The following is a 23,855-nucleotide window of genomic DNA, read 5'->3' as shown; positions in this document are numbered from 1 at the left end:
GGGGGATAAGATGCGCTTCACGGGAAAGAACATCGTCATTACAGGCGCCAGCGGCGACCTTGGTCTTGCAATCGCCGAGCGGCTGATATCGGAGGGAGCAAACGTGCTCGCCGTGGTGGAGCGCGAGGAAGAGCGCACCAAGCTGGACAAGATTTCGCCGCCGCCGGGCGTGTTGGAGTCCTTTGTCGCCGACGTCACAAACACCGAGCAGGTAAAAGCGTACGCCGAAAAGGCGTTCTCGCTGTGGGGTGCGATCGACGGGTTCGTCAACAATGCCGGCATCCAGACCCGTGTTCGTCCGATTGTCGACTTTCCCGAAGCGGATTTTGACCGGGTCATGGCTGTCAACGTTCGCGGCGTCTTTCTCGGGATGAAGTACATTTTTCCGCGAATGCGCGACGGAGGATCAGTGGTGAACATGTCGAGCGCGCTTGGCGTCGTCGGCGGCCCCGGCATCGTCGCCTATGTCGGCTCTAAACATGCAATTGTCGGCATGACGAAGACCGCAGCCCTCGAAGTTGGGAACCGCGGCATCAGGGTCAATGCATGCGCTCCGGGTCCAATAGCAGGATCCATGACATTCAAGCTTGCCGAGGAAGTGTTCGCAGGGTCCGACAAGACCTTCGCCGAGACCGTGCCGCTCGGTCGCCACGGCACACCGGGGGACGTAGCCGGGCTCGTGGCTTTCTTGCTGTCCGATGATTCCCGCTACGCGACAGGCACTGTTCATGCCGTGGATGGAGGTTTCACTACGCCGTAATCGACACCCGTTGGGCCCGGGCCAACCCCGTCAAATAGAGGCTCTGGGAGAATAACCGTGAGCAAGTGTCTCGTTTGCAATGAGCTCGCTCCCAACCGCGTAAAGGCCCTATTGCCGCCGCAGGCGGTGCTGAAAAATAGGCGACAAAAGTCGCTCGGTGACTGTCGCGGCGACGATTTGAACCGACCAACTACGCAAAAGACAGCCGGATCATTGCGAATTGAGTTGGCAGCCGTCGCCGGCTTCGTTTGACCTCTCCACCGATCTGTTCCTGGTGGCGAAGCGGCGGCGATACTCACGAGGCGGAATGTTTAGCACGCGCACAAACGCGGCCCGCATTTGCTCCTCGCCCCGATATCCGCAAGTCTCGGCTATCCCTTCGATCCGATCGTCGCTTTCTTCAAGAAGGCGTCGCGCGGCGTCGAGGCGTATTGCTTCAACCGCCTTGGCGGGAGTGCGCCCGCGTTTTTGGGTGTAAACACGGGTAAAATTCCTCAAGCTCATGTGCATACGATCCGCCAGGGCCTCGACATTCAGCGAGGTGGTGAGATTCTCGGCGATCCAACGGTCGAGTTCGATGAACGTATCAGAATCCGCTTCTCCTTGAGTCGCGAGAAGCGCGCTGTACTGCGATTGACCGCCGGCGCGTTTGAGATAGACAACAAGCATACGCGCTACGCTCATCGCCGCCTCGCGACCGCAATCGTCCTCGATCAGTGCCAAGGCCAGATCAATACCTGTGGTCACTCCGGCAGACGACCAAAGACGTCCGTCGCGGACAAAAATGGCGTCGGGTTCCACGGTTATTTCGGGATACCGTTGGGCAAGCAATTTCGCGTGCATCCAATGAGTGGCGGCGCGTCGACCCTTCAACAGGCCTGCCGCGGCGAGCAAGAAACTGCCGACGCAGACGGAACATACGCGGCGGCATCGCGGGCCTGTTTTTGCCACCCATTTGATGAGATCGACATCACGCGTGACGTCATCGACCAGAAACGCCCCGGGCACGATCAGCGTATCGATCTTCACACGATAGAGGGATTTGATCGATTGAGCGACAAGCGGCACTCCGTCGGCGGTGGCTACCTGGCCGCCTTGCGAAGAAACAACGGTGCATTTGTAGCGGATGCGGTGCTCGCCTCCGAACTCCGAGAACACGCGGAAAGCCTCCAGCGGTCCGCCCAGATCCAACAGCGATACACCCGGATAAACAGCAAGGACGATATGCCTTTCCTCGGTCAAGCGTGTGGCCACGTTTTGTTTCCTTGCATCTGGGGGCAACGGTATCGGCGTAGTTGATCGGGGCGGACACTATGGTCGTGTCTATGACGGACAGCCCGTGCCGCTCGATGTGAGCTTCACCTAGGTTTCCAGCCATACCTCTTCGAAGATCGTTTCCTGCATGGGATGGGTGCTATAGTTCTTCACCGCCTGTGCAGAGTGATTGAAGATTTTGCGCCAGTAAGCCTGAACGAGGACACCGGAGTCCTGAAGGATCTTCTCGACATCCTTCATAATCGCGCGCCGCTTCTCTACGTCGGGGGTAGCCATCGCCTGAGATAGTTTCTCATCAAATTCCTTGTTCGAGAAACCGGACTCGTTCCAAGCTTCGCCAGAGCGGTAGGCAACCGCCAGCACCTGCACGCCGAGCGGCCGCATCGACCAGACGGTGAGCGAGAAGGGATATTTCGTCCAATCGTTCCAGAAGGTCGAGCCTGGCAGAACAGTCCGCTTCACTTTGAAGCCCGCCTCGCGCATCTGCGCCGCGATCGCGTCGCCAGTGTTCTTCTGCCAATCCTCGTCGACCGTGATGATCTCATGCTCGAAGTCCGCTTGACCGGCCTCGGCCATCAGCGCTTTCGCCTTCTCGATATTCCTCTCCACTTTGGGAAGCGGCGCGTATTCGGGATGGATGCCGCACACATGATGGTTTTCCGCCACCTCGCCAAGATTGTTGTAGCCCAGTTCGAGCACCGCTCCATTGTCGACCGCGAGTTGCACGGCATTGCGCACCCTCTGGTCGTCATATGGCTTGTTGTTGACGTTCATGCGGGCCGTAAGTGTGCCGGCGGTCAGAATCTCGCTGCGCACCAGCCCCATCTTGTCCAGGATCGCCACATAGTCGCCGGTGGTCTCATAGTTGGTATGGACTTCACCCGCCTCGAAGGCGCTGATCATGGCGTTGGGGTCGTTGCTGTAGTCGATGAATTCGATGCCGTCGAGATGAACCTCGCCGCCCCACCAGGGCCCGCCGTTCTCGCGCCGCTTGTAGACCGCGTGCACCGCGGTTTCGTAGGAGACGAGTTCGAACGGTCCGGTGCCGATCGGGTTCTTCACGAAATCCGAACCCATCTTCTCGAAGTCGCGATGCACGATGAGGGCTGGATAATCCGAAAAGGCGGGGATGATGGAAATGTCCGGCACCGACGGCGTCAGCTTCACCGTATGGTCATCGACCTTGGCGATGGCGCCGTTCCGGGCCTTGCCCGTCGCCGGGTCGATCAGGCTGGCCATGCGCGCGGCCATGGAATTGCCTTCCGCAGATTTTTCGCACCAGCGTTCGAGGTTGAAGATGACGTCGTCGGCGTTGAAATCGTCGCCGTTGTTCCATTTCACGCCCTTGCGCACATGCAGCACGTACTCGGTCGCATCGTCGTTCACGTCCCATTTTTCGAGAAGCATGGGCTTGAAAGTGAAATCCTTCGTGTATCTGACAAGCGGCTCCAGGACCTGGCGGGCGATGTTGCCCATTTCGCCCCAGTCGAAGCTGCGTATATCCTTCATCTCCTTGACCAGCATGGCCACCTTGATGACGCCGCCTTTCTTCGGCTGTGCCGCCGCCGCCGCCGGGGCCGCGAGACCGATCATGCCGTAGGCGACGGCTGTCGAAAGCCCGAAGACGCTGGCGAGTGCCAGGAATTCGCGGCGATCCATGCGTCCCTCAGCGGCCTCCACCGCCATCCGCTGGACAGTTTCGGGAACAGGTTTGTCGTTGCGTGTCAGAAAGCCCATTTCTTCCTCCCATTGGCCATCAGGCCCGTTTCGTCCGCCATGCCCGTCAGGAGACGGGCATGGCGCCGTCCTCTTCTATGCGGCTCGCAATGAACCCATCCGAGATCTCGGCCGAGGCAGCGGCCACAGGAAACCCTCGAGCGTCCGCTCCAGATGCCGTTGGCGCGTTCGGTTGCCGTGCGCGAACTGGTCTCCGTCGAAGTGCCGAAGTTCGAAAGGTCGAGAACCAGCGGCTCGTCGAAAGCGGCGGCGTTCGGATCGGCATTTCAAAACGTGGAAGCCAGCGGCCGCATGGCATGTTGAGCCAGCTGCGAATTCAGCCCGACCGATCCGGACCACATCCGTCCCACCGGGCTTGGCGAGGCGATACGACACCAAAGCGCCAGCGACCCTGCCTCCCATTGCGACTGCTCGGTAGTGTGACTTCAATCCTGCCTCCCAAGATCAGGATGATCACCATTGGACATATATGTACAATGATTGGACAGCTATGTCCAGTAACTCCTTGCGCGATGTTTTGGGCTGTGTCATTCGTCAGTGATGATCAAGCTGATGCCGCAGAAAGAGCCCACCCCCGGCAACATCAAGGTGACCCGCTGGGATTGGATCAATCTGGCTCTGGAGGTGTTGGTCACCGAGGGCGTGGAAAGCGTACGCGTCCTGCAGGTAGGCGAGAGATTAGGCGTGTCGCGATCGAGCTTCTACCATTATTTCGAGAACCGTCAGGATCTGTTGAATCGTCTGCTGGAGCATTGGCGCGACACCAACACCAGGGCAATAGTCGAACGGGCGGCAAGGCCTGCACAGAATATCATAGGCGGTGTAATGAACGTCTTTGAGTGCTGGGCGGACGAGAGCCTGTTCGACCCGCGCTTCGATTTCGCTGTGCGCGAGTGGGCACGCCGCTCCGCCGAAGTGCGCAGGATCATTGACACGGCGGATGATGAGAGACTGGGCGCCATACGCGATCTTTATCTGCGTCATGGCTACAGTGAAGAAGACGCTCTCATTCGCGCCCGCGTGCTCTATTACATGCAAATAGGCTACTATGTGCTCGACGTGAAGGAGCCGGCGGAGACTCGCCTTGGCCATCTTGCGGCCTATCTGCGCAGCTTCACCGGGCAGGAACCAAGCGACGCCGACGTGGCCCACTTTTCCACCTTCGTCATGCAGGCGCGATCACGGCAAACGGCCCTCAAATAGCGGGCAGGATGTCCTCAGGCCTGTGCCGTTGCCACGTGCATCAAAATATCCACCAGGCGATCCTGGCCCGACCCTCGAAGCGCTTCCGGCGGACTCCGACCGTAGCCAACCGTCAGCAGCAGTCCATCCGTAGCGGCCATGATGACGGCAGCGCGTTGCAGCCCGGCGTCGAAGGAGAGTTCCGGTCTTATGCGCAGGATCAGATCGCGGAAGCGGACAAGCTGCTCGTCGCACAGCGGATCCAGCGCTTTGCTGGCGATGGGATCGCGATGCGCTAGGTTCCAGAGTTCGTAGAAGAACCCGGCGGTGTGGGCGTTCTTGTTGTCCTCGATCAGGAAATGCAGCATGCGCTGAAGCTTGGTCTCTGCATTGCCGAGAGTCTCGCTTTCGAGGCGGCTAAAGGCTTCGTTGTAGTCATGCGTAATGGAGTCGATGACGGCCTCGAAGAGTTTTGCCTTGTTGCCGAAGAAATGTTGGACGGTGGCGATCCTCACGTCGCAGCCGGAGGCAACGGCCCGCAGGGTGGGGGCGCCTTGATCGCACAGGAGCGGACCAGGTTCGACTGAAGACAGCAAGGCTGAGCGCGGACCTCGGTCCGGGTTCAGGACGCAACGAATCAGACAGAGCGAGGGCTGGGATTTGGTGATGGCGTCTCACGGCAGCGACAATGCTGTCGGGGTCAGACAAGGTGCTTTATGAGCGCTTTTACGGCGATGGACGGTGTAACCGAGCGCGCCTGCAGTGCAGTCGTCTCAATCTGATCAAGGCGACTTTCAGGAAGGATTCGGACAAGATTTCCCTCGGCGATAGGGACGTCTGCAAGATAGCCAGGCAACAGGGCTATGCCCAGACCTGCGCACGCCGCATCGCGGGTTATGTGCATGTTGCTGGTACTGATTTTCCACGGGATGCGTATCGACTGATCATCGATCGTCCAGTGATCGAGATCCGTGCGCGTGAGGATGCCACGGTGGCTGGCAAGCTCTGCCACCGTCCGAGGTGTTCCGGCGCGATCGAGATAGTCGGGCGAGGCGACCAGCTTCCTGTCGACATGCCTAAGCCGACGCCTCACCAGATCGCTGTCGCCAAGCTGGCCAAGCCGTATCACAAGATCGAAGCCGCCGGCGATTACGTTCACGAGCTCGTCGCTGAGGTGCAGGTCGATGCGTACCTCCGGATAGCGCTGCAGAAATGTGAAGAGTTTCGGCGCCAGGACATGCTGGCCGTAAGCAATAGGGGCGGCGATCTTTAACGTTCCACTCGGGATGGCATGTTCCGCAAGCGCCTCGACCTGGGCCTGCTCGGCATCGTGAACGATCGGACGGATCCGCTCAAAGTAACGCCGGCCGGTGTCGGTGAGACTGAGTGCGCGCGTCGAGCGCAGGAGCAGCGGCGCCCCCATGCGCTGCTCCATCAGCGCAAGCTGGCGACTGATCGTCGCCTTGGGAAGACCGAGCAAGCGGCCGGCGGCGCTCAAGGAGCCGCACTCCACGATCTTTACGAAAAGGGCCATCCCGGAGAGGTCAACGGCGTCGGTCATCGTTCCAAATGTAAGACGCTGGAGTTCCAAATGCGAGTCTACTGTTCTACCCGGCGCGGGTCCAAATTCCGTTCACCGTAACATCCATCCACAGGAGCAAACAGCAATGACTACGAACAGCTATACAAAGTCCAGGTTCACTAAAGACAACGCGGCACTTCTGCTGATCGACCATCAGTCGGGAATCTTGCAGCTGGTGCATGACTATTCACCCGCCGAATACCGCAACAACGTTCTGGGGCTTGCGAAGCTCGGCAAAGCCTTCAACCTGCCTACCATCCTGACCACGAGCCTTGACCAAGGTCCCAACGGCCCGTTTATCCCCGAGGTGCTGAGCATGTTCCCCGACGCCCCGCTGATTCGGCGGCAAGGGATCATCAGTGCGTGGGATGATCCTGAATTCCTGGCCGCGGTCGAGAAAACGGGCCGCAAGAACCTGATCATGGCCGGTGTCACCATCGATGTATGCCTCGCCTTCCCCGCCATGCAGGCGGTCGAGGCGGGCTACAATGTGTATGGCGTGGTCGACGCCTCTGGCGGGAGTGACGAGACCCTTCGCGACCTTGCCATTGCCAGAATGCAGGATCACGGGGTCACCCCCATCAACTGGACAACCGTCGGCTTCGAGCTGCAGCGCGACTGGAGGCTGCCGACCGCTCAGGAATTCGGGCCGGTCGTCCGCGATCACTATCACAGCTACAGCCTGTTGATGGACAGCTACGAGGCCCAGACCGCAAACCCTGCCAAGAAGGCTTCCTAGCTCCTCCCGCACCGGTCCTGACGGTCGACTGCGCCCGATCCCACGCTCAAGATCGGGCGCAGCGCCAGGAACCAAAGAGGATTTCGGCATGAACGCTAGATCAAGCCATCGACTGTTTTCCAGTGTCTCGCTGCGACTGCTCTGCATACTCGTCAGTTCGCCGTTTTGGATAAGCGGGCTGAGCAAGCTAGGCGATTGGAATAGCGCGATTTCGGAGATGACACGCTTCCATCTGTCGCCGCCAGCACCTTATGCAGCAGCGACGATCCTGGTCCAGCTCCTCGGAAGCGCCATGTTGATCGTCGGTCCATATAAATGGCTTGGCGCCATCGCGCTGAGTGGCTTCGTCGCGCTGACAATTCCGGTCGCCCACGACTTCTGGAACCAAGTGGGCGCCGACCGCGCGATCTCTTTGGATTTCGCCATCGAACACATGGCGGTCATCGGTGGATTGCTGGCAGTGGCGAGGCTGGCGGCGGAGAGCAGGTCTCCTGGCGGTCAATAAGAACCGCACGAGTGCCCGCAAGGACCAGCGCTCGTCGTGAGCGGCTCGCATGCGATTTGCGTGCCCCTTCCGATGGCGCGTCGATACGAACTGACCCCGCTTTACGAATTTCGATCCAGAAGGCAGTCGATGAAGGCCCGCAATGCCGGCGTCGGTGAGTGGCGATTCGAATAATAGAGGAAGAGGCCGGGAAAGGTCGGCGACCAATCCACCAGGACTCGTTGGAGGCGTCCTTCCTCGATTGAACGCACAATGCGATGATCATTGAATGTATAGAGGATGCCGAGACCCTGAAGCGCGCCATCCAGCACCACCTCCTGCATGTTCGAGGTCAACGGTCCGTCGACCGACATCTCGAACGCCTTTCCGTCCTTCTCGAACTCCCAACGATAGACCGCGCCGCTGCCGGGGTAGCGCCAGTTGATACAAGCATGGGCGTGCAGGTCCGCCGGTGTGTTCGGGATCCCTCGCGTACTCAGATAGTCGGGCGACGCGACGGCCATCATCTCCATGTCCGGCGTCAGCCGAACGGCCACGACGTCCTTTTCGAGCCGCTCGCCGGCGCGGATACCGGCGTCGAAGCGCCCGGCGACGATGTCGCTGAGGCTGTCATCGGAGACGACGTCCAGCACCACGTCCGGATAGGCCCTGTGAAAGTGCCCGAGCCTGGGCGCGATCAGCATGATCGCAGCATAGCCAGGCGCATTGATGCGCAGCAGACCGGCCACACGGCCGGTCGCGTCGACCGCTTCGGTCACCGCTGAATCAAGTTCCAGCAGGATTGGCCCCAGCCGCTCATAAAGCCGTTGGCCGACTACGGTCGGCGCCACGCTTCGTGTCGTGCGGTTGAGCAGCCGGGCACCGAGCCGGCTTTCGAGCAGGCGTATAGTCTGGCTGAGAGCGGATGGGGACAAGCCGAGATGGTTGGCTGCGCGGGCAAAGTTTCCGTGCTCCACGATTGCCGCGAAGGCCTTCAGTTCGGCAAAGTCTGATCCTCGCATTATGCATCGTTCTCTAACTGACCCATCAGGATTATAGAGGATTATTTTACCGGCCGCGACGGTGCATCTTCAGTCCCATAACTTCACTCGTTCCTGGAGGTTCACCCCATGACCCAATCACTTGACCTTGCTACCTATCGCCTGCTCGGCCGTTCCGGCCTGCGCGTCTCCCCGCTTGCCCTGGGAACCATGACCTTTGGCTCCGATTGGGGCTGGGGTGCCGAACAGGACGAGGCTCGGCGCATATTCGACGCCTATGTCGATCGCGGCGGTAACTTCGTCGATACCGCCAACGCCTACACCAACGGTTCCTCCGAGCGCCTTGTCGGCGAATTCGCCGAGGGCAAGCGCAACCGGTTGGTGATCTCGACCAAATATACGATGGCGACGCATCCGGGCGATCCGAATTCGGGTGGCAATCATCGCAAGAGCATGGTTGCTTCGGTCGAGGAAAGCCTGCGCCGGCTGAAAAGCGACTATATCGACCTGCTCTACGTCCATCAGTGGGAGGGGCTGACCCCGGTCGAAGAGATCCTGCGCGGGCTCGACGATCTCGTGCGGCAGGGCAAGGTGCTCTATCTCGGCCTTTCGGATATTCCAGCCTGGCAGGCGTCAAGGATGCAGGCAATCGCCGACCTGCGTGGCTGGACGCCCTTCGTCGCGCTGCAGAGCGAATACAGCCTGGTCGAACGCACCTCGGAACGCGACCTGATCCCGATGGCCAACGAGATGGGTATGGGCTTCATGCCCTGGGGGCCACTCGCCAATGGCGTCCTGTCGGGCAAATACAGCCGCGCCGATCTCGGCGCTTCGCAGACCGGCATCGCGGGGTCGCGCAAGGCGGTTGCCGGCGCCCACGGGTCCCTGTCGGAACGCAGCCTGGCCATCGCCGATGTCGTCGGCGAGATCGCCCGGGAAACAGATCGGTCGTCGGCGCAGGTCGCGCTGGCCTGGGTCATGGCCAATCCCGGCGTGACGGCTCTGCTGCTCGGCGCGCGCACGCTGCAGCAACTGGAAAACAATCTCGGCGCCCTCGACGTCACCTTGAGCGCCGAACAGATGGCACGGCTGGATGCGGTGAGCGCCATCGAACTCGGTTTTCCGTACAACCTGCTGCACGGCCCATTCCTTCGCGCGGCGGTCAGCGGAGGGGCGCACTTCCCGGAGCGAACCTGGTAGCGAACGGCGCTTCGCAAGCCGACCGCTCCGGCACCTCGCCTGCCGCTGGTTGCCCCGTGGTCGGGTGCCGAATGATTGTCGGTATCCGGCGCCCGGCCACGATGCTCGATGCTTCATTCGCGGCAACGGCGCGTCAGCGATAGGCGCGGTTGGACGAGGCCCATGTCTCACGGCGTTGGCGGCAGTTTTTCTGGGATTTATGTCATTTCGATCGTCAGCGTCGCGCCATAGGCTGCGAGATGCCTCAAGCCGTCAAGGCTAGGCACCAACCTCGACGTCATACGACGGAGAACCTCGATGGCGACATACAAGATCACGGTGAATGGACAGCGCCGGGACTTAACCGTTGATCCATCGACCCCTCTGCTCTGGGTTCTGCGCGAAGAGCTGAAGCTGACAGGCACCAAATATGGTTGCGGCATCGGCCTGTGCGGCGCCTGCACCGTGCACCTTGCCGGCGAAGCGACCCGCTCCTGCGGCTTGCCGGTCTCGGACGTCGGCGATCAGGAGGTGGTGACGATCGAAGGCATCGGCGGCGATCGTGTCGGTCGCGCCGTGCAGGAGGCCTGGGTGGAGAAGGATGTCGTGCAGTGCGGCTATTGCCAGAGCGGCCAGATCATGGCCGCCGTGGCGCTCCTCAAGGTGACGCCTCGACCGTCGGAAGCCGATGTCGAGGGAACGATGACGAATCTATGCCGCTGCGCCACCTATGTGCGCATCCGCGCAGCCATTCAGGGCGCCTCGACACGGTTGATCTAGCAAGGAGCCGGACCATGCGGTTCGCATACCAGCCTGACAAGGGTCATTTGAGCCGCCGCACCTTCCTGCGCGCATCGGCAGTTGCCGCGGGCGGACTATTGGTTTCGCTGCATTTCGATCTTCCCGCGCTCGCGCAGGACGCCGGGGCGCCACCAGTCTCACCCGACGCATATGTTCGCATCAAACCCGACGGGCGGATCGTGATCGCTGTGCGGCACATCGAGATGGGGCAGGGCGTGCTCACATCACTGCCGATGATCGTAGCCGAAGAGCTCGATGCGGACTGGTCCCAAGTGAGCGCCGAGCTTGCCCCGGCGGGAGACGCCTACAAGGCGCCACCGCTCGGGATACAGAGCACGAGCGGTTCGTGGTCCGTACGCTATGGTTACCAACAGCACCGTGAATTCGGCGCTCGCATCCGCGCGATGCTGGTGGGCGCGGCCGCCGATCGATGGAAGGTGCACCCGGACGAATGCCGCACGGGAGCCGGCGTGGTCCATGGTCCAAGCGGCCAATCGGCGAGCTATGGCGAACTCGCGGACGATGCTTCGCGCAGGCCCGTGCCGGAGCAGGTCGTGTTGAAGAACCCTGGCGACTTCCGGATTGTCGGGAAGCCGACACGCCGCATGGACAGCCGCCCGAAGACGGATGGGTCGCAAAAATTCGCGCTCGACATCGACCTTCCAGGCATGAAGATCGCGCTCATCGCACGGCCGCCGGTATTCGGGGCGAAGGTCAAGGCGTTCGACGCGCAGGCGGTCCGCTCGATGGACGGTGTGCGGGACGTGTTCGAAATTCCCCTCGTCAAGGGGAGCGCCGTGGCTGTGGTCGCGGATCGGTTCTGGAGCGCGAAACAGGCACGGGACCAGCTCAAGATCGACTGGGATTTCTCAGGCGTGGAGCGCGCCGACAGCCACGAATTGCGCGCCAGGTATCAGGCCCTCGCCAAAACGCCGGGAAACGTCGCTCTCAGCCGAGGCGACAAGACCGCGCTTTCGCGGACAGAACCCTCCAAGCGCCTCGTCGCGGATTATGAACTTCCATATCTGGCCGCAGCCGCGCTCGAGTGCCTGAACATGACGCTTCGCTATGACGGCGACCGCGCGGAAGCATGGATTCCGTCCCAATTTGCCACGCTTGACCAAGGCGTGCTCGCCCAAGCGCTCGGATTGGATCCCAGCCAAGTCACACTGCATGTGGTCTTTGCCGGCGGCGGATTTGGCCGGCGCAGCCCGCTCGACGGCAATGTGCCCTTCGAGGCCGCGGCCATTGCCAAGCGCGTGCGCGGCACGCCGGTCAAGCTCATCTACACGCGCGAAGACGACATGCGGAGCGGTTACTACCGACCAATGACCACCCATCGCGTCGAAATCGGCATCGGGGCCGATGGGATGCCATGGGCCTGGCGACACGTCGCCGTGGGCCAGTCGTTCATCATCGGAACGGCGATGGAGAAGACCTTCATCAAGGACGGCGTTGATCCGCTCGTCATCGAGGGAGCGGTGAACAACAAATACCGCATTCCGAACTTTGAGGTGTCGGTACACCATCCGGCGGTGAACGTGCCGGTCTACACCCTGCGCTCCGTCGGGCACTCACAGAACACTTTTGTCATGGAGACGCTGATCGACGAGCTCGCCGTTCGCGCCAAAGCCGACCCCATCGCCTATCGGCTGAAGCTTCTCGATCCCGAGGCCACCAAGGTCCGCGATGCATTGACCCTGCTCGAGGAGAAGAGCCGTTGGCGAAATGGCCTTGCGTCCGGCCATGCCGCCGGCATTGCCTGCGCCGACTATTGGGACACGGGTATCGCCTGTGCGGCCGAGGTGTCGCTCGTCGACAATCGGCCAAGGGTCCACCGCGTTACCGTTGCCATCGCCTGCGGGCTGCCGGTGAATCCGCTTTCCATCGAAGCGCAGTGCCAGGGCGCGATCGGCTTCGGTCTCACTCAGCTCATGTCGGCCATCACACTCAAGGACGGCGAGGTTGAGCAGTCGAACTTCGATGGATTTCGGCCGCCTTACCTGTCCGACGCGCCGGCGGCGATCGATGTCCATATCGTGCCAAGCGATGACGCCCCGCTGGGTGTTGGGGAACCCGCGACCCCAGTCATATCGCCGGCCGTGGTAAACGCGTTGGCGAGTCTCACTGGAAAGCGATACCGGTCTCTCCCGATCGATACTGTCTGAGGCAAGACGTCAGTTTTGCTCCACAACCGAGGCAACTGACGGCAAATAACGCCGTAGCATCATGACTTGGCAAGTCTGATCGGCAGTTGGAACGAAGAGGTGGCGGTGAGGAGATCACGGAAGCAGACAGAAGAAAATGTTGACCTGCCACAGCCTACGAAAATCGGCGCCGAATCCTGTCTTGAGCGCCAACTTATGAAGGGATATCAGATAGTTAGAAGAAAACGATTTTAGCAATTGGCATCGCGCTTTTTGTGCGTAAGCACTGCGGAAGTAGGAGAGATCGCGCCAATTTCGCCGCAAACCCTCTTGTGGAAAAATGCCATCGAAGTCGGCTCGATGGTGACGCGGTGGCCGAAGGTCACCCCTTCGGGGGCGAACAGGATGCATCGGCTGGTGAGATTGGTGTGGTTGATGACGGTGGCGTTAGACCGCTACCGCCTTTCCCCACACCAGCAGGTCAGCGATTCCGGCTTCGTTGCCTTGGATGAGTAATTTTGCACGCCGATTCACAACTGGCGGCGTTGCGTTGAGGAAACGTTCGTCCGAGGCTGAACGTCAGAACCACAATCGTGCCGGAACGTGGGTTTTCAGTCGGTGCGCACCCCCCAAGCGACATGGAACCATTATCCAAATGGCACGTTTTCAAGCTTGCGGCGAGATGTAGCTTGGCCGTGGGGCTTTCTATCCAAACGCAATCCATCGGCATCGGAGGGGCGCTGTGACCGTGCAGGCATCCAAAAGGGAACTGGACCATGTAATCATTCTGAATTCTCTAAGAGCCTTCCGCCGCGGTGATTTTTCCGTCCGTATCGACAACGTATACAAGGGGGTCGATTCCGAAATCGCGGAAACCTTCAACGAGATCGTTGACCTCAACGATCAGGTGACGCGTGAGTTCGAGCGCCTCAGCAGGGTTGTCGGCAAGGATGGGCGCATAGGTGAGCGCGGTCGCGTTCGCAACGCCACTGGCAGTTGGGAATCAAGTGTCCGGTCCGTCAACGATCTGATCGAGGATATGGTCCAGCCGACAGCCGAGGTCGCCCGAGTCATCGGTGCCGTTGCCAAGGGCGACCTGTCGCAAACGATGATGGTCGAAATTGACGGCCGGCCTCTGCGTGGGGAGTTCCTGCGGATTGGCAAGATCGTCAACACCATGGTCGGCCAGTTAGCCTCCTTCGCCTCGGAAGTGACGCGCGTGGCGCGCGAGGTCGGCACAGAGGGTAAGCTCGGCGGCCAGGCACGCGTCGAAGGGGTCGGCGGCACCTGGAAGGATCTGACCGACAATGTGAATTCCATGGCCGAGAACCTGACCGGTCAGGTGCGCAATATCGCCGAGGTGACGACCGCCGTGGCTCTGGGCGACCTCTCGAAGAAGATCACCGTCGACGTGAAGGGCGAAATCCTCGAGCTGAAATCGACGATCAACACGATGGTCGACCAGCTCAACTCCTTCGCGGGCGAGGTCACGCGCGTAGCGCGCGAAGTTGGCACTGAAGGCAAGCTTGGCGGCCAGGCACAGGTGCGTGGCGTCGCCGGCACGTGGAAAGACCTCACCGACAACGTCAATTCGATGGCTGAGAACCTCACCGGCCAAGTGCGGAATATCGCGGAGGTGACGACGGCGGTTGCTTCCGGCGACCTCTCCAAAAAAATCACCGTGGCGGTGCAAGGCGAAATTCTCGAACTCAAGGACACCATCAACACGATGGTTGATCAGTTGAACTCCTTTGCCTCGGAGGTCACACGCGTGGCGCGCGAGGTCGGCACCGAAGGCAAGCTCGGTGGCCAGGCCGAGGTGAGGGGCATTGGCGGCACGTGGAAGGATCTGACCGACAACGTCAATCTGATGGCCGCCAATCTGACCGGGCAGGTGCGCAACATTGCCGAGGTTACGACGGCCGTGGCCCGCGGTGACCTGTCCAAGAAGATCACGGTCGACGTCAAAGGGGAAATCCTGGAGCTGAAGGACACCGTCAATACGATGGTCGATCAGTTGAACTCCTTCGCCTCGGAAGTGACGCGCGTCGCTCGTGAAGTGGGATCGGAAGGCAAACTAGGCGGGCAGGCTCATGTCGAAGGCGTCGGTGGTACCTGGAAGGACTTGACGGACAACGTCAACGCAATGGCCGGCAATCTGACCGTCCAGCTACGCGATGTGTCCAAGGTCGCGACGGCTATCGCGACGGGCGACCTGACGCAGAAAATCACGGTCGATGCCCTGGGCGAGATCCTGCAGATCAAGGATGTCATCAACACGATGGTCGATCAGTTGAATTCGTTCGCCTCGGAGGTGACGCGTGTGGCGCGCGAAGTCGGTTCGGACGGCAAGCTCGGCGGTCAGGCACAGGTGCGCGGCGTTGCCGGCACCTGGAAGGACCTGACCGACAACGTCAACGCCATGGCCGCCAACCTGACGGGTCAGGTGCGAAACATCGCCGAGGTGACGACGGCCGTGGCGCTCGGTGACCTCTCGAAGAAGATCACCGTGGATGTCCGTGGAGAGATTCTCGAGCTGAAGGACACCATCAACACAATGGTGGACCAGCTCAATTCCTTTGCCTCGGAAGTGACCCGCGTTGCGCGCGAGGTCGGTACCGAAGGCAAGCTCGGCGGGCAGGCGCAGGTGCGCGGCGTTGCCGGGACGTGGAAAGATCTGACCGACAACGTCAACTCGATGGCCGAGAACCTGACCGGGCAGGTGCGCAACATCGCGGAGGTGACGACCGCTGTTGCCCGTGGCGATCTGTCGAAAAAGATCACGGTCGACGTGAAGGGGGAAATCCTTGAGCTGAAATCAACCATCAACACGATGGTGGACCAGCTCAACTCCTTCGCCGGTGAGGTCACGCGCGTGGCGCGCGAGGTTGGCACCGAGGGCAAACTCGGCGGTCAGGCCCGTGTCGAAGGCGTCGCCGGTACCTGGAAAGACCTCACCGACAACGTCAATTTGATGGCGACGAACCTGACAAACCAGGTGCGTGGCATCGCCGACGTGGTGACGGCGGTTGCGCAAGGCAATCTCAAACGCAAGCTGACGGTGGATGCCAAAGGCGAAATCGCCTCCCTTGCCGATACGATCAACGGCATGATCGAGACACTCGCGACCTTTGCCGACCAGGTGACCAACGTCGCCCGCGAGGTGGGTATCGAAGGCAAGCTCGGCGGACAGGCGCGTGTGCCAGGAGCGGCTGGCCTGTGGCGCGACCTGACCGACAATGTCAATCAGCTCGCCGCCAATCTCACAACCCAGGTGCGTGCCATTGCCGAGGTTTCGACAGCGGTCACCAAGGGCGATCTGACGCGCTCGATCAGCGTCGAAGCTTCGGGTGAAGTTGCCGCGCTCAAGGACAACATCAACGAAATGATCCGCAACCTGAAGGATCAGACGCTGAAGAATGCCGAACAGGACTGGTTGAAAACCAATCTCGCCCGGTTTTCGCGGATGCTGCAAGGCGAGCGCGACCTCGCAACTGTCTCGCGGCTCATCATGTCCGAACTCGCGCCGCTGGTGAACGCCCAATATGGGGTGTTCTACGTTACCAATCGCGACGAAGAGGAATCCTATCTCGAGCTGGCGGCGTCCTATGGCGCTGAAAGCAAGGCGGCGATCAAGCAGCGCCTCGACCTGCGTGAAGGCCTGGTCGGCCAAAGTGCTGCCGACAAGCGCGCAATCATGCTCGACAATGTCCCGCCGGAATTCCTGAGCGTCACATCAGGCCTCGGCAGCGCCTCGCCGGCCAACGTCATCATTCTTCCCGCCTTGTTCGAAGATGAGGTGAAAGCCGTTATCGAACTTGCCTCGTTCGGCGAGTTCCGCGACACCCACCAGTCGTTCCTCAACCAGTTGATGGAGTCCGTCGGCATCGTTCTCAACACCATAGCCGCGACAATGCGCACCGAAGGACTGCTCAAGCAGTCGCAACTGCTGACCTCGGAATTACAAGCGCGCCAGACTGAACTGACCAAGAAGCAGGAAGAGCTGCATGCCACGAACGAGGAGCTGCAGGAAAAGGCACAGCTGCTCGAAAACGAAAAGAAGCAGGTGGAAAACAAGAATCTCGAAATCGAGATGGCGCGACGCGCATTGGAGGAGAAAGCCGAGCAGCTGGCGCTGACTTCGAAATACAAGTCCGAGTTCCTGGCCAATATGAGTCACGAACTGCGCACGCCGCTCAATTCACTGCTCATTCTCTCAAATCTCCTGGCGACCAACCAGCAGGGCAATCTCAACGAAAAGCAGGTCGAGTTCGCGCGCACGATCAATTCCGCCGGAACCGATCTTCTCAGCCTCATCAACGACATCCTCGATCTGTCGAAAATCGAATCCGGGACGGTCTCCATCGATATCAACGATATGCCGGTGTCACACCTGCGCCAGCATATGGAGCGCACGTTCCGTCAGCTGGCGGCCGACAAGGGACTTGGCTTCACCATAACGGTCGACCCAGCCCTTCCAGATACTGTCCGCACGGACGAGAAGCGATTGCAGCAGATTGTCCTCAACCTGCTTTCGAACGCATTCAAATTCACCTCCGAAGGTGAGGTCGGTTTGAACCTTCGGGTCGAGAAAACTGGCCGCCGCAACGGCGCCGCGCACTCGATAAAGGCTCTCGCGATTGCCGTGACCGACACCGGCATTGGCATACCTGAGGATAAGCAAAAGCTTATTTTCGAAGCCTTTCAGCAAGCCGACGGCACCACCAGTCGTAAATATGGCGGTACGGGTCTGGGGCTCTCTATCAGTCGGGAGATCGCTCGGTTGCTTGGCGGCGAATTGCGCGTCGAAAGCACACCGGGCAAAGGATCGACGTTCACGCTGGTTATCCCATTCGACGGCCCCAGAATGGCGACAGTGCAATCGGCCTTGCTTCCTGTGGCGGACGAAGTCGCGGCGCCAGCATCCCCCAACAGTCCACCTTCGGCCGAGCTAATCGATGACCGCGATTCTATTTCGCCGACCGATCGGGTCGTTCTGATCGTTGAGGACGACCCGACCTTTGGAGGCCTGTTGCTTGGCCTCGCACGTTCGGCCGGGTTGAAAGGTGTCTTGTCAAACGCGGGTTCCGGCACTTTGGCATTGGCGCGCAAGCTGGTTCCCGATGCCATTACGCTTGATCTCGGGCTTTCGGATATCGACGGCTGGGTGCTTTTTGATCTGTTACGCCATGATCAGAAGACGAGGACAATCCCCGTCCACGTTATCTCGGGTGCGGGAGATATTAATAGCCTCGCGCGCAAGGGCGCCTCCAGCATTTCCACTAAGCCCGTATCATCGGATGAACTGATGCAGGTGTTTCAGGACATTCATTCCAGAAAGCTGCGCATCCAACGCCGCGTTCTGGTCGCCGACCCCGATCCGGATCGCCGGCTGTCGCTGGTCGAAGCGATCCGCGACGGCGTCACCTCGGTAACCGCGGTTGGTCGGGTCGCGGTAAATGCGGACGACATCGGGATCGCCTCGTATGATGCCGTCGTGCTCGGGTTTGGACGCTCGGCCAAAGACAATGCGCAGGCATTAGACGAGGTCACCGGCCAATTCGGCGAAGCCTTGCCGAAACTTTTGTTCTTTGCCCCCCATCCCGATGCGCTTGACCCGGTCCTGTCGCTGAATCCGGCTTTTGCGAATGCGCCGCGCGCCGAGAATTTCGCCCAGTTGGCGCTGCATATTTCAGCCACCCTTCCGGGAGAAGGCCGCGAAGAAAGCATGATCGAAACAGAACAGGACGCCAAGTCCGATCTCACCGGTGCGAAGGTTCTGATCGTCGACGACGACATTCGCAACATTTATTCCCTCACCAGCGTGCTGGAGACCTATGGGATCCAAGTTCTGCACGCTGAACGAGGCCGCGACGGCATAGCGCTGCTGGAACAGACGCCTGACGTCGATGCAGCGTTGATCGATATCATGATGCCGGAAATGGACGGCTACGAGACGATGCGGCAAATCCGCACCACATCCTCGATAGCTCACATTCCGCTGATTTCGGTTACGGCCAAAGCGATGAAGGGTGATCGGCAAAAATGCTTGGACGCGGGGGCTTCCGACTACATCGCCAAGCCAGTCGATCTCGATCTCTTGCTGGCGCTGCTTCGTGTCTGGATTGGGCGTTCCCGGTCACGCGGCGACATCCCTGAAAAAATGCTCGTGGCAGCGAACTGACGGCTATTCGATGCAAAAATTGCAAAGAAGCAGAGCAAAGAAACCTGGGGTCGTTCAGCTGCCGGAAGGACCGGCACGGGCACGTATTCTCGCCGTGGACGACGATGAGCGCAATCTGCTGGCAATCAGCGAAGTGCTCGCGACCATCGGCGACGTCATCTGCGCCCAATCGGGTGAAGAGGCCCTACGTTTTCTGCTGAGGGAAGAGTTCGCCGTTATCCTGCTCGATGTCCTCATGCCAGGGCTGGATGGATATGAGACAGCCGCGCTTATCCGACAGCGCGAACAGTCCAAACGCACGCCGATCATCTTTCTCACCGCGATCAACAAGGAGGACGCCCATATGCTGCGCGGCTATGATGCCGGCGCGGTGGATTATGTGTTCAAGCCATTTGATCCGACCATGCTGCGTTCGAAGGTCGCGGTTTTTGTCGAGCTTCACGAAAAGACGATCGAAATCCAGCGGAAGGCGGAAATTGAGCAGGGACTGCTGGCGCAGGCGCTGCAGGCGCAGAAGGAAAAGCTTCAGGCGGAACGGGCTCTGCGCAGCGCAGAGGAACGGCAGGATGCCATACTGAGTTCGCTGCCGGTCTGCTTTCACGCTCGGACGGCCGAGCCGCCCTTTGCGACGCGCTTTGTCACCAAAGGTGTCGAGCGTTTGACCGGCTTTTCGCCTGCGGATCTGACTTCCGATCCAGGATTCGGGCTCAAGCGGGTCCATCCCGACGACCTGGCACGGCTCGAGCAGGCACTTCTGGCGGCCAAAACGGCCGGCTCGTATACGTGCGAATTCCGCTGGAAGTGCGCCAACGGCGAATATCGCATCTTTCTTGATCAAGGCGTCATGTCGAACGGCGCTGACGGCCGCGAGTCCGAAATCCTCGGGACGCTGCTCGACGTTACCGATCAGCGTGGCCTCGAGGATCAACTGCTACAATCACAACGTCTCGACGCCATCGGCAAACTGACGGGTGGCCTGGCGCATGACTTTAACAATCTGCTGGCTGCAATTCTCAGTGGATTGGGATTGCTCGAACGCCGCGCGACATTGGACGGTCAAGCACGGCAGGTCCTCGACTTGATGCGGCGTTCCGCGAAACAAGGAGCTGACCTGGTCACGCGAATGCTGGCTTTCTCCCGACGGCAGACCTTAAAGCCGGAAGCGGTGCGCCTGGCAGTGCTGGGCGACAGCATGAACGGGTTGGTCGCACCTGTTTTGGGAGCGTTGGTCCGATTCGACTGGCAAATCGACGACACGGTGTGGCCGGTGCACGTCGATGCCGGACAGCTCGAGCTAGCTTTAATGAATCTGGTTTTCAACGCGCGTGATGCCATGCCCTCCGGCGGTACGATAACCGTGCAAGCGCACAACCGTTCACTTAGAAGGTCTTCGGCGGATGTTTCGGCGGGTGACTATGTCGTTGTGACGGTCAAGGATACAGGGTCTGGCATAGCTCCTGATATTCTCGCCAAGGTCGTTGAACCTTTCTTCACGACAAAGCCGGTCGGGAAAGGGACCGGTCTGGGCCTCAGTACGGTCTATGGCTTTATGAGGCAATCCGGCGGTGCGCTTCGCATAGACAGCGTCGTTGATCGTGGAACGAGCATGCAACTCTGGCTGCCACGCTCCGTCGCGGAGCCAGACAGTCCTGCTGCCGAGACCGACATCGGATATATGCGCCTGGACGCCGATGCGAGGCGCCCATCGATCATTCTGATCGATGATAGTAACGCGTTGCGGCAGCTGACAGCCGAGTCTCTTCGTCAGCATGGTTTTGATGTGACCTGCGCCGCAGGGGGGCCCGAGGCATTGGCGTTGATCGAGCGCGCTCCTAATGATTTCGACGTCATCGTTACCGACTTTGCCATGCCACTCGTATCGGGCGTGGATGTTATCCGCTTCGCACGCACTCTGCGCTCCGACTGGCCTGCGGTTATCATAACCGGCTATGCCGATGCCAGATCGCCGATCGACCGGCGGATGTGCCCTTGCTCGGCAAACCCTTCCACGACAAGGATTTGCTCGAAACCATTTTTTTAGCGATCGCAAATGTGGAGTCTAAAGGACTCAAAACGGCCTAGCCAAGTGAGGACGCCGGCCGCTTGACACCACGCGGCGCGCCAGCAAGAGCAATGGGGTGTAGAGAGCGTCGCGAGGCGGCCCAGCGGAGGAGGTGAGCGCATCATAACGCGGCCCCGGGATGCAACCGCGAGCTGCGTCGGCTGCAGCGTTCCCATGCCGGTCGCCGGTAAGAAGAAGCTCACACGGCGTGCCAGGCGATACCTACCAGTCTTGCCGTCGGTACCAATCGTCAATATCGCGCCGCACACGATCCTTCTCGATGCCGTAGCGCTCCTGGATCTTGCCTTCGAGTTGATCACGTTTGCCGGCAATACGGTCGAGGTCGTCGTCAGTAAGCTTGCCCCACTGTTCTTTGACCTTGCCTTTGACCTGCTTCCAATTTCCTTCGACACGATTCCAGTCCATGAGACGGTCCTCCTTGATTGCATTACGGTGCCAAACGTCATGCGCCCTGTGATGTTCCAGGTCGGTGCTCGCTTTTGCGCGTGCGGCGTGTTGATTTTGAGGGCCATCGATTTGGCCGGGTTGGGTGTTGGGCTCAGTGCCGGCCCTGTGATGCGTACCGACGGGGCTTTCGCGCGGTCGGGCAAAGCCATAGGGAGTGCATTGCCGCAGGCGTCGTGCCCATAGACATGGCTCTCGATGCGCCCTCGTTCCGGCCAGGGAAACCGCTATTTGATGGAAAACATATCCCACTTTAGCGTTTATGATCTTGGTGGGCAGGCGGAGGAATTTCTTGGCGATCGATCGTAACGGCATCTCCCCCAGTTCCGGACTGGGAGGACCCCTTTCCTTAGCGCGTCGGCGCACGGCGTTGCCGACCGTCGCCACTGTCGTAACCACTGTTGCGGCGTTGTATTTCGGACGAGAAGTATTCTTGCCGATCGCGATCGCGCTGCTCCTGACCTTTGCACTCGCTCCTCTGGTCTCGGCGCTCAAACGGGCAGGCATGCCGCGCCTTGCCGCGGTCATCCTGAGCGTGCTCGGGGCATTCGCGGTTCTGGCGCTGTTCAGCTTTATTGTCGCCTCGCAGGTCAGCGAACTCGCTCAGAACATTTCGCTTTACCAGTCAAACATCCTCACCAAGGTCCGTTCTCTCAAAGAGACGGGAGTGGGCGGCGGCGTGATCTCGAGATTGAGCAGTGTAGTCGAGCGGGTTGGCCAGGAGATCAACAGGCAAGAGCCTTCGCTTCCAGCCTCCCCGCAAACCCCGAAACGCGACCCGGTGCCGGTTGAAATCGTCGCCAAGGAAAAGCCGCTCGAAATCCTCCAGAACATCATCGGTCCGCTGATCAGCCCTTTGGGGTCAGCTGGCTTGATCGTCATCGTCGTCATCTTCATGCTTCTGGAGCGGGAAGATCTACGCGACCGTTTCATTCGCCTTGTTGGCTACGGTGACCTTCATCGGACGACGCAGGCGCTGCAGGACGCCGGCTCGCGGGTAGGGCGCTACTTGCTGATGCAATTGGTCGTCAACCTGATCTACGCGATCCCGATTGCGATCGGGCTATGGGTGTTGGGCATCCCCAACGCGCTCCTGTGGGGACTGCTGGCGCTGGCCCTTCGTTTCGTTCCCTATATCGGACCCGTGATCGGCGCGCTTCTGCCCCTCTTCCTTGCGCTGGCGGTGGCGCCAGGATGGTCGCTTGTGTTGTGGACGGCAGCTCTATTCGTGGTGATGGAGTTGATTACCGGGAATGTCATCGAGCCTTGGCTGTATGGATCGCGCACGGGGCTTTCGCCATTGGCCATCATCGTTGCGGCAATCTTCTGGACATGGCTATGGGGTCCGCTGGGATTGGTCCTGTCGACACCGCTCACGGTTTGTCTGGTGGTGCTTGGCCGGCATGTACCGCAGTTCGAATTCCTCGATGTGCTGTTCGGCAACGAGCCGGTACTGGACGCCCACGCGCGGCTGTACCAACGGCTGCTGGCAGGCGATCCTGACGAGGCAACAGACCATGCCGAGGAAACTCTCGAGGAGAATTATCTGGTCGAATTCTACGATAAGGTGGCCCTGCCCGCCTTGCTGCTCGGTGAGAAGGACCGCGTCCGTGGCGTAATGGACGACCAGCAGATTCAGCAGGTCGCAGCCAGCGCGCTGACGCTGGTCGCGAACCTCGAAGACAGCGCTCAACACGAGATGGACGAGGAGGAAGCCCCGGTTGTCGGCGAGGATGCGGGGTCGCTCGAGAACAATGAGACCGCGAACAATGGCTACGCCGAATTGCCGGATGGCTCGGGATTGACGGTGCTTTGTGCTGGCGGCCGCGGTCCACTCGACGACGCGGCGGCGGCGATGCTGGCGCAGGTGTTGGAAGTGCAGGGCGCCACGGTGTCAAGGGCGAGCTTTGTAGACTTGGAGCCGCCGACAATTCGTCGCCTTGAGTTGGGCGGCGTCGATACAGTGGTGGTCGGCTTCCTCAACCAGGATTCCGTCAAGCATGCCCGCTTTCTGGTTCGCCGACTGAAGCGGGCCAAAGCGGACCTCAGGGTCGGGATCGCGCTATGGTTCAAATTCGACGGGGCCGACAAGGAGGACGCCGACAATCTGGCCAAGGACATCAGCGCCGATTTCGTCGCGTCCGGTATGGTACAGGCGGCCTTGGGCGCGCTGGCTTCGGCGCCGCCTGTGCCGCTCAAAATCGTCGCCAAGCGGCGCACACGCCGCCGAAAAACGTCACGAAGCGATTGACCCCGC

General features: G+C 60.3%; 17 protein-coding genes. 11 read left to right on the top strand and 6 right to left on the bottom strand.

Annotated elements, in window-relative coordinates:
- Nucleotides 1-10: 10 nt before the first annotated feature.
- The gene (locus FJ938_RS02095) at nucleotides 11-760 is read left to right on the top strand and encodes an SDR family oxidoreductase (protein WP_181168986.1); all 750 of its coding nucleotides are present in this window, start codon (nucleotides 11-13) and stop codon (nucleotides 758-760) included.
- A 210-nt stretch (nucleotides 761-970) separates the two neighbouring features.
- Here the strand turns inward: FJ938_RS02095 and FJ938_RS02090 are convergent, their stop codons facing one another.
- Nucleotides 971-2,014 carry a GlxA family transcriptional regulator gene (locus FJ938_RS02090; RefSeq protein WP_210243404.1) on the bottom strand — a complete coding sequence of 348 codons (1,044 nt, stop codon included), beginning with the start codon at nucleotides 2,012-2,014 and terminating at the stop codon, nucleotides 971-973.
- Nucleotides 2,015-2,122: 108 nt separating this feature from the next.
- Entirely contained in the window at nucleotides 2,123-3,772 is a 1,650-nt protein-coding gene (locus FJ938_RS02085; RefSeq protein ID WP_140608508.1) for an ABC transporter substrate-binding protein, read from the bottom strand.
- A gap of 540 nt (nucleotides 3,773-4,312) precedes the next feature.
- On the opposite strand from FJ938_RS02085, the gene FJ938_RS02080 reads away from it, so the two are divergent.
- Entirely contained in the window at nucleotides 4,313-4,975 is a 663-nt protein-coding gene (locus tag FJ938_RS02080; RefSeq protein ID WP_140608510.1) for a TetR/AcrR family transcriptional regulator, read from the top strand.
- Between the two features lie 14 nt (nucleotides 4,976-4,989).
- On the opposite strand, the gene FJ938_RS02075 is transcribed toward FJ938_RS02080, so the two are convergent.
- Together FJ938_RS02075 and FJ938_RS02070 are read right to left on the bottom strand one after the other, a co-directional pair.
- On the bottom strand, nucleotides 4,990-5,469 hold the full coding sequence (locus FJ938_RS02075) for a TetR/AcrR family transcriptional regulator (protein ID WP_140690718.1): 480 nt from the start codon (nucleotides 5,467-5,469) through the stop codon (nucleotides 4,990-4,992).
- A 185-nt stretch (nucleotides 5,470-5,654) separates the two neighbouring features.
- Nucleotides 5,655-6,515, bottom strand: coding sequence for a LysR family transcriptional regulator (locus FJ938_RS02070; protein ID WP_140690716.1), 861 nt, complete (start codon nucleotides 6,513-6,515; stop codon nucleotides 5,655-5,657).
- 106 nt (nucleotides 6,516-6,621) lie between these two features.
- Here FJ938_RS02070 and FJ938_RS02065 point away from each other — a divergent pair, with 106 nt between their 5' ends.
- Entirely contained in the window at nucleotides 6,622-7,275 is a 654-nt protein-coding gene (locus tag FJ938_RS02065; RefSeq protein WP_140608516.1) for an isochorismatase family protein, read from the top strand.
- 88 nt (nucleotides 7,276-7,363) lie between these two features.
- Nucleotides 7,364-7,780 carry a DoxX family protein gene (locus tag FJ938_RS02060; protein WP_140608518.1) on the top strand — a complete coding sequence of 139 codons (417 nt, stop codon included), beginning with the start codon at nucleotides 7,364-7,366 and terminating at the stop codon, nucleotides 7,778-7,780.
- A gap of 101 nt (nucleotides 7,781-7,881) precedes the next feature.
- Here FJ938_RS02060 and FJ938_RS02055 read toward each other — a convergent pair whose 3' ends face one another.
- A complete protein-coding gene (locus FJ938_RS02055; RefSeq protein ID WP_140608520.1) occupies nucleotides 7,882-8,781 on the bottom strand; it encodes a LysR family transcriptional regulator in 900 nt (299 codons plus the stop codon).
- A gap of 108 nt (nucleotides 8,782-8,889) precedes the next feature.
- Here FJ938_RS02055 and FJ938_RS02050 point away from each other — a divergent pair, with 108 nt between their 5' ends.
- The 6 genes from FJ938_RS02050 (at nucleotide 8,890) to FJ938_RS02025 (ending at nucleotide 21,112) form a co-directional block, all read left to right on the top strand.
- A complete protein-coding gene (locus FJ938_RS02050; RefSeq protein ID WP_140690713.1) occupies nucleotides 8,890-9,960 on the top strand; it encodes an aldo/keto reductase in 1,071 nt (356 codons plus the stop codon).
- 297 nt (nucleotides 9,961-10,257) lie between these two features.
- Nucleotides 10,258-10,719 carry a (2Fe-2S)-binding protein gene (locus FJ938_RS02045; protein ID WP_140690711.1) on the top strand — a complete coding sequence of 154 codons (462 nt, stop codon included), beginning with the start codon at nucleotides 10,258-10,260 and terminating at the stop codon, nucleotides 10,717-10,719.
- Between the two features lie 14 nt (nucleotides 10,720-10,733).
- The gene (locus FJ938_RS02040; protein ID WP_181168985.1) at nucleotides 10,734-12,908 is read left to right on the top strand and encodes a molybdopterin cofactor-binding domain-containing protein; all 2,175 of its coding nucleotides are present in this window, start codon (nucleotides 10,734-10,736) and stop codon (nucleotides 12,906-12,908) included.
- 237 nt (nucleotides 12,909-13,145) lie between these two features.
- Nucleotides 13,146-13,403, top strand: coding sequence for a hypothetical protein (locus FJ938_RS02035; RefSeq protein ID WP_140690706.1), 258 nt, complete (start codon nucleotides 13,146-13,148; stop codon nucleotides 13,401-13,403).
- Nucleotides 13,404-13,635: 232 nt separating this feature from the next.
- Entirely contained in the window at nucleotides 13,636-19,071 is a 5,436-nt protein-coding gene (locus FJ938_RS02030; protein ID WP_140691012.1) for a HAMP domain-containing protein, read from the top strand.
- Between the two features lie 10 nt (nucleotides 19,072-19,081).
- Nucleotides 19,082-21,112, top strand: a complete 2,031-nt coding sequence (locus FJ938_RS02025) for a response regulator (protein ID WP_246673140.1) — start codon at nucleotides 19,082-19,084, stop codon at nucleotides 21,110-21,112.
- Nucleotides 21,113-21,355: 243 nt separating this feature from the next.
- Here FJ938_RS02025 and FJ938_RS02020 read toward each other — a convergent pair whose 3' ends face one another.
- The gene (locus tag FJ938_RS02020) at nucleotides 21,356-21,559 is read right to left on the bottom strand and encodes a CsbD family protein (protein ID WP_140690704.1); all 204 of its coding nucleotides are present in this window, start codon (nucleotides 21,557-21,559) and stop codon (nucleotides 21,356-21,358) included.
- Between the two features lie 352 nt (nucleotides 21,560-21,911).
- Here FJ938_RS02020 and FJ938_RS02015 point away from each other — a divergent pair, with 352 nt between their 5' ends.
- Nucleotides 21,912-23,849: an AI-2E family transporter gene (locus tag FJ938_RS02015; protein WP_246673153.1), complete on the top strand. Its 1,938-nt coding sequence runs from the start codon at nucleotides 21,912-21,914 to the stop codon at nucleotides 23,847-23,849.
- Nucleotides 23,850-23,855 lie beyond the last annotated feature (6 nt).

Source organism: Mesorhizobium sp. B2-4-14, assembly GCF_006442155.1.
Lineage (GTDB): Bacteria > Pseudomonadota > Alphaproteobacteria > Rhizobiales > Rhizobiaceae > Mesorhizobium.
The sequence above is the reverse complement of the archived record's forward strand: the minus strand, read 5'-3'. Positions and strand labels throughout refer to the sequence as shown.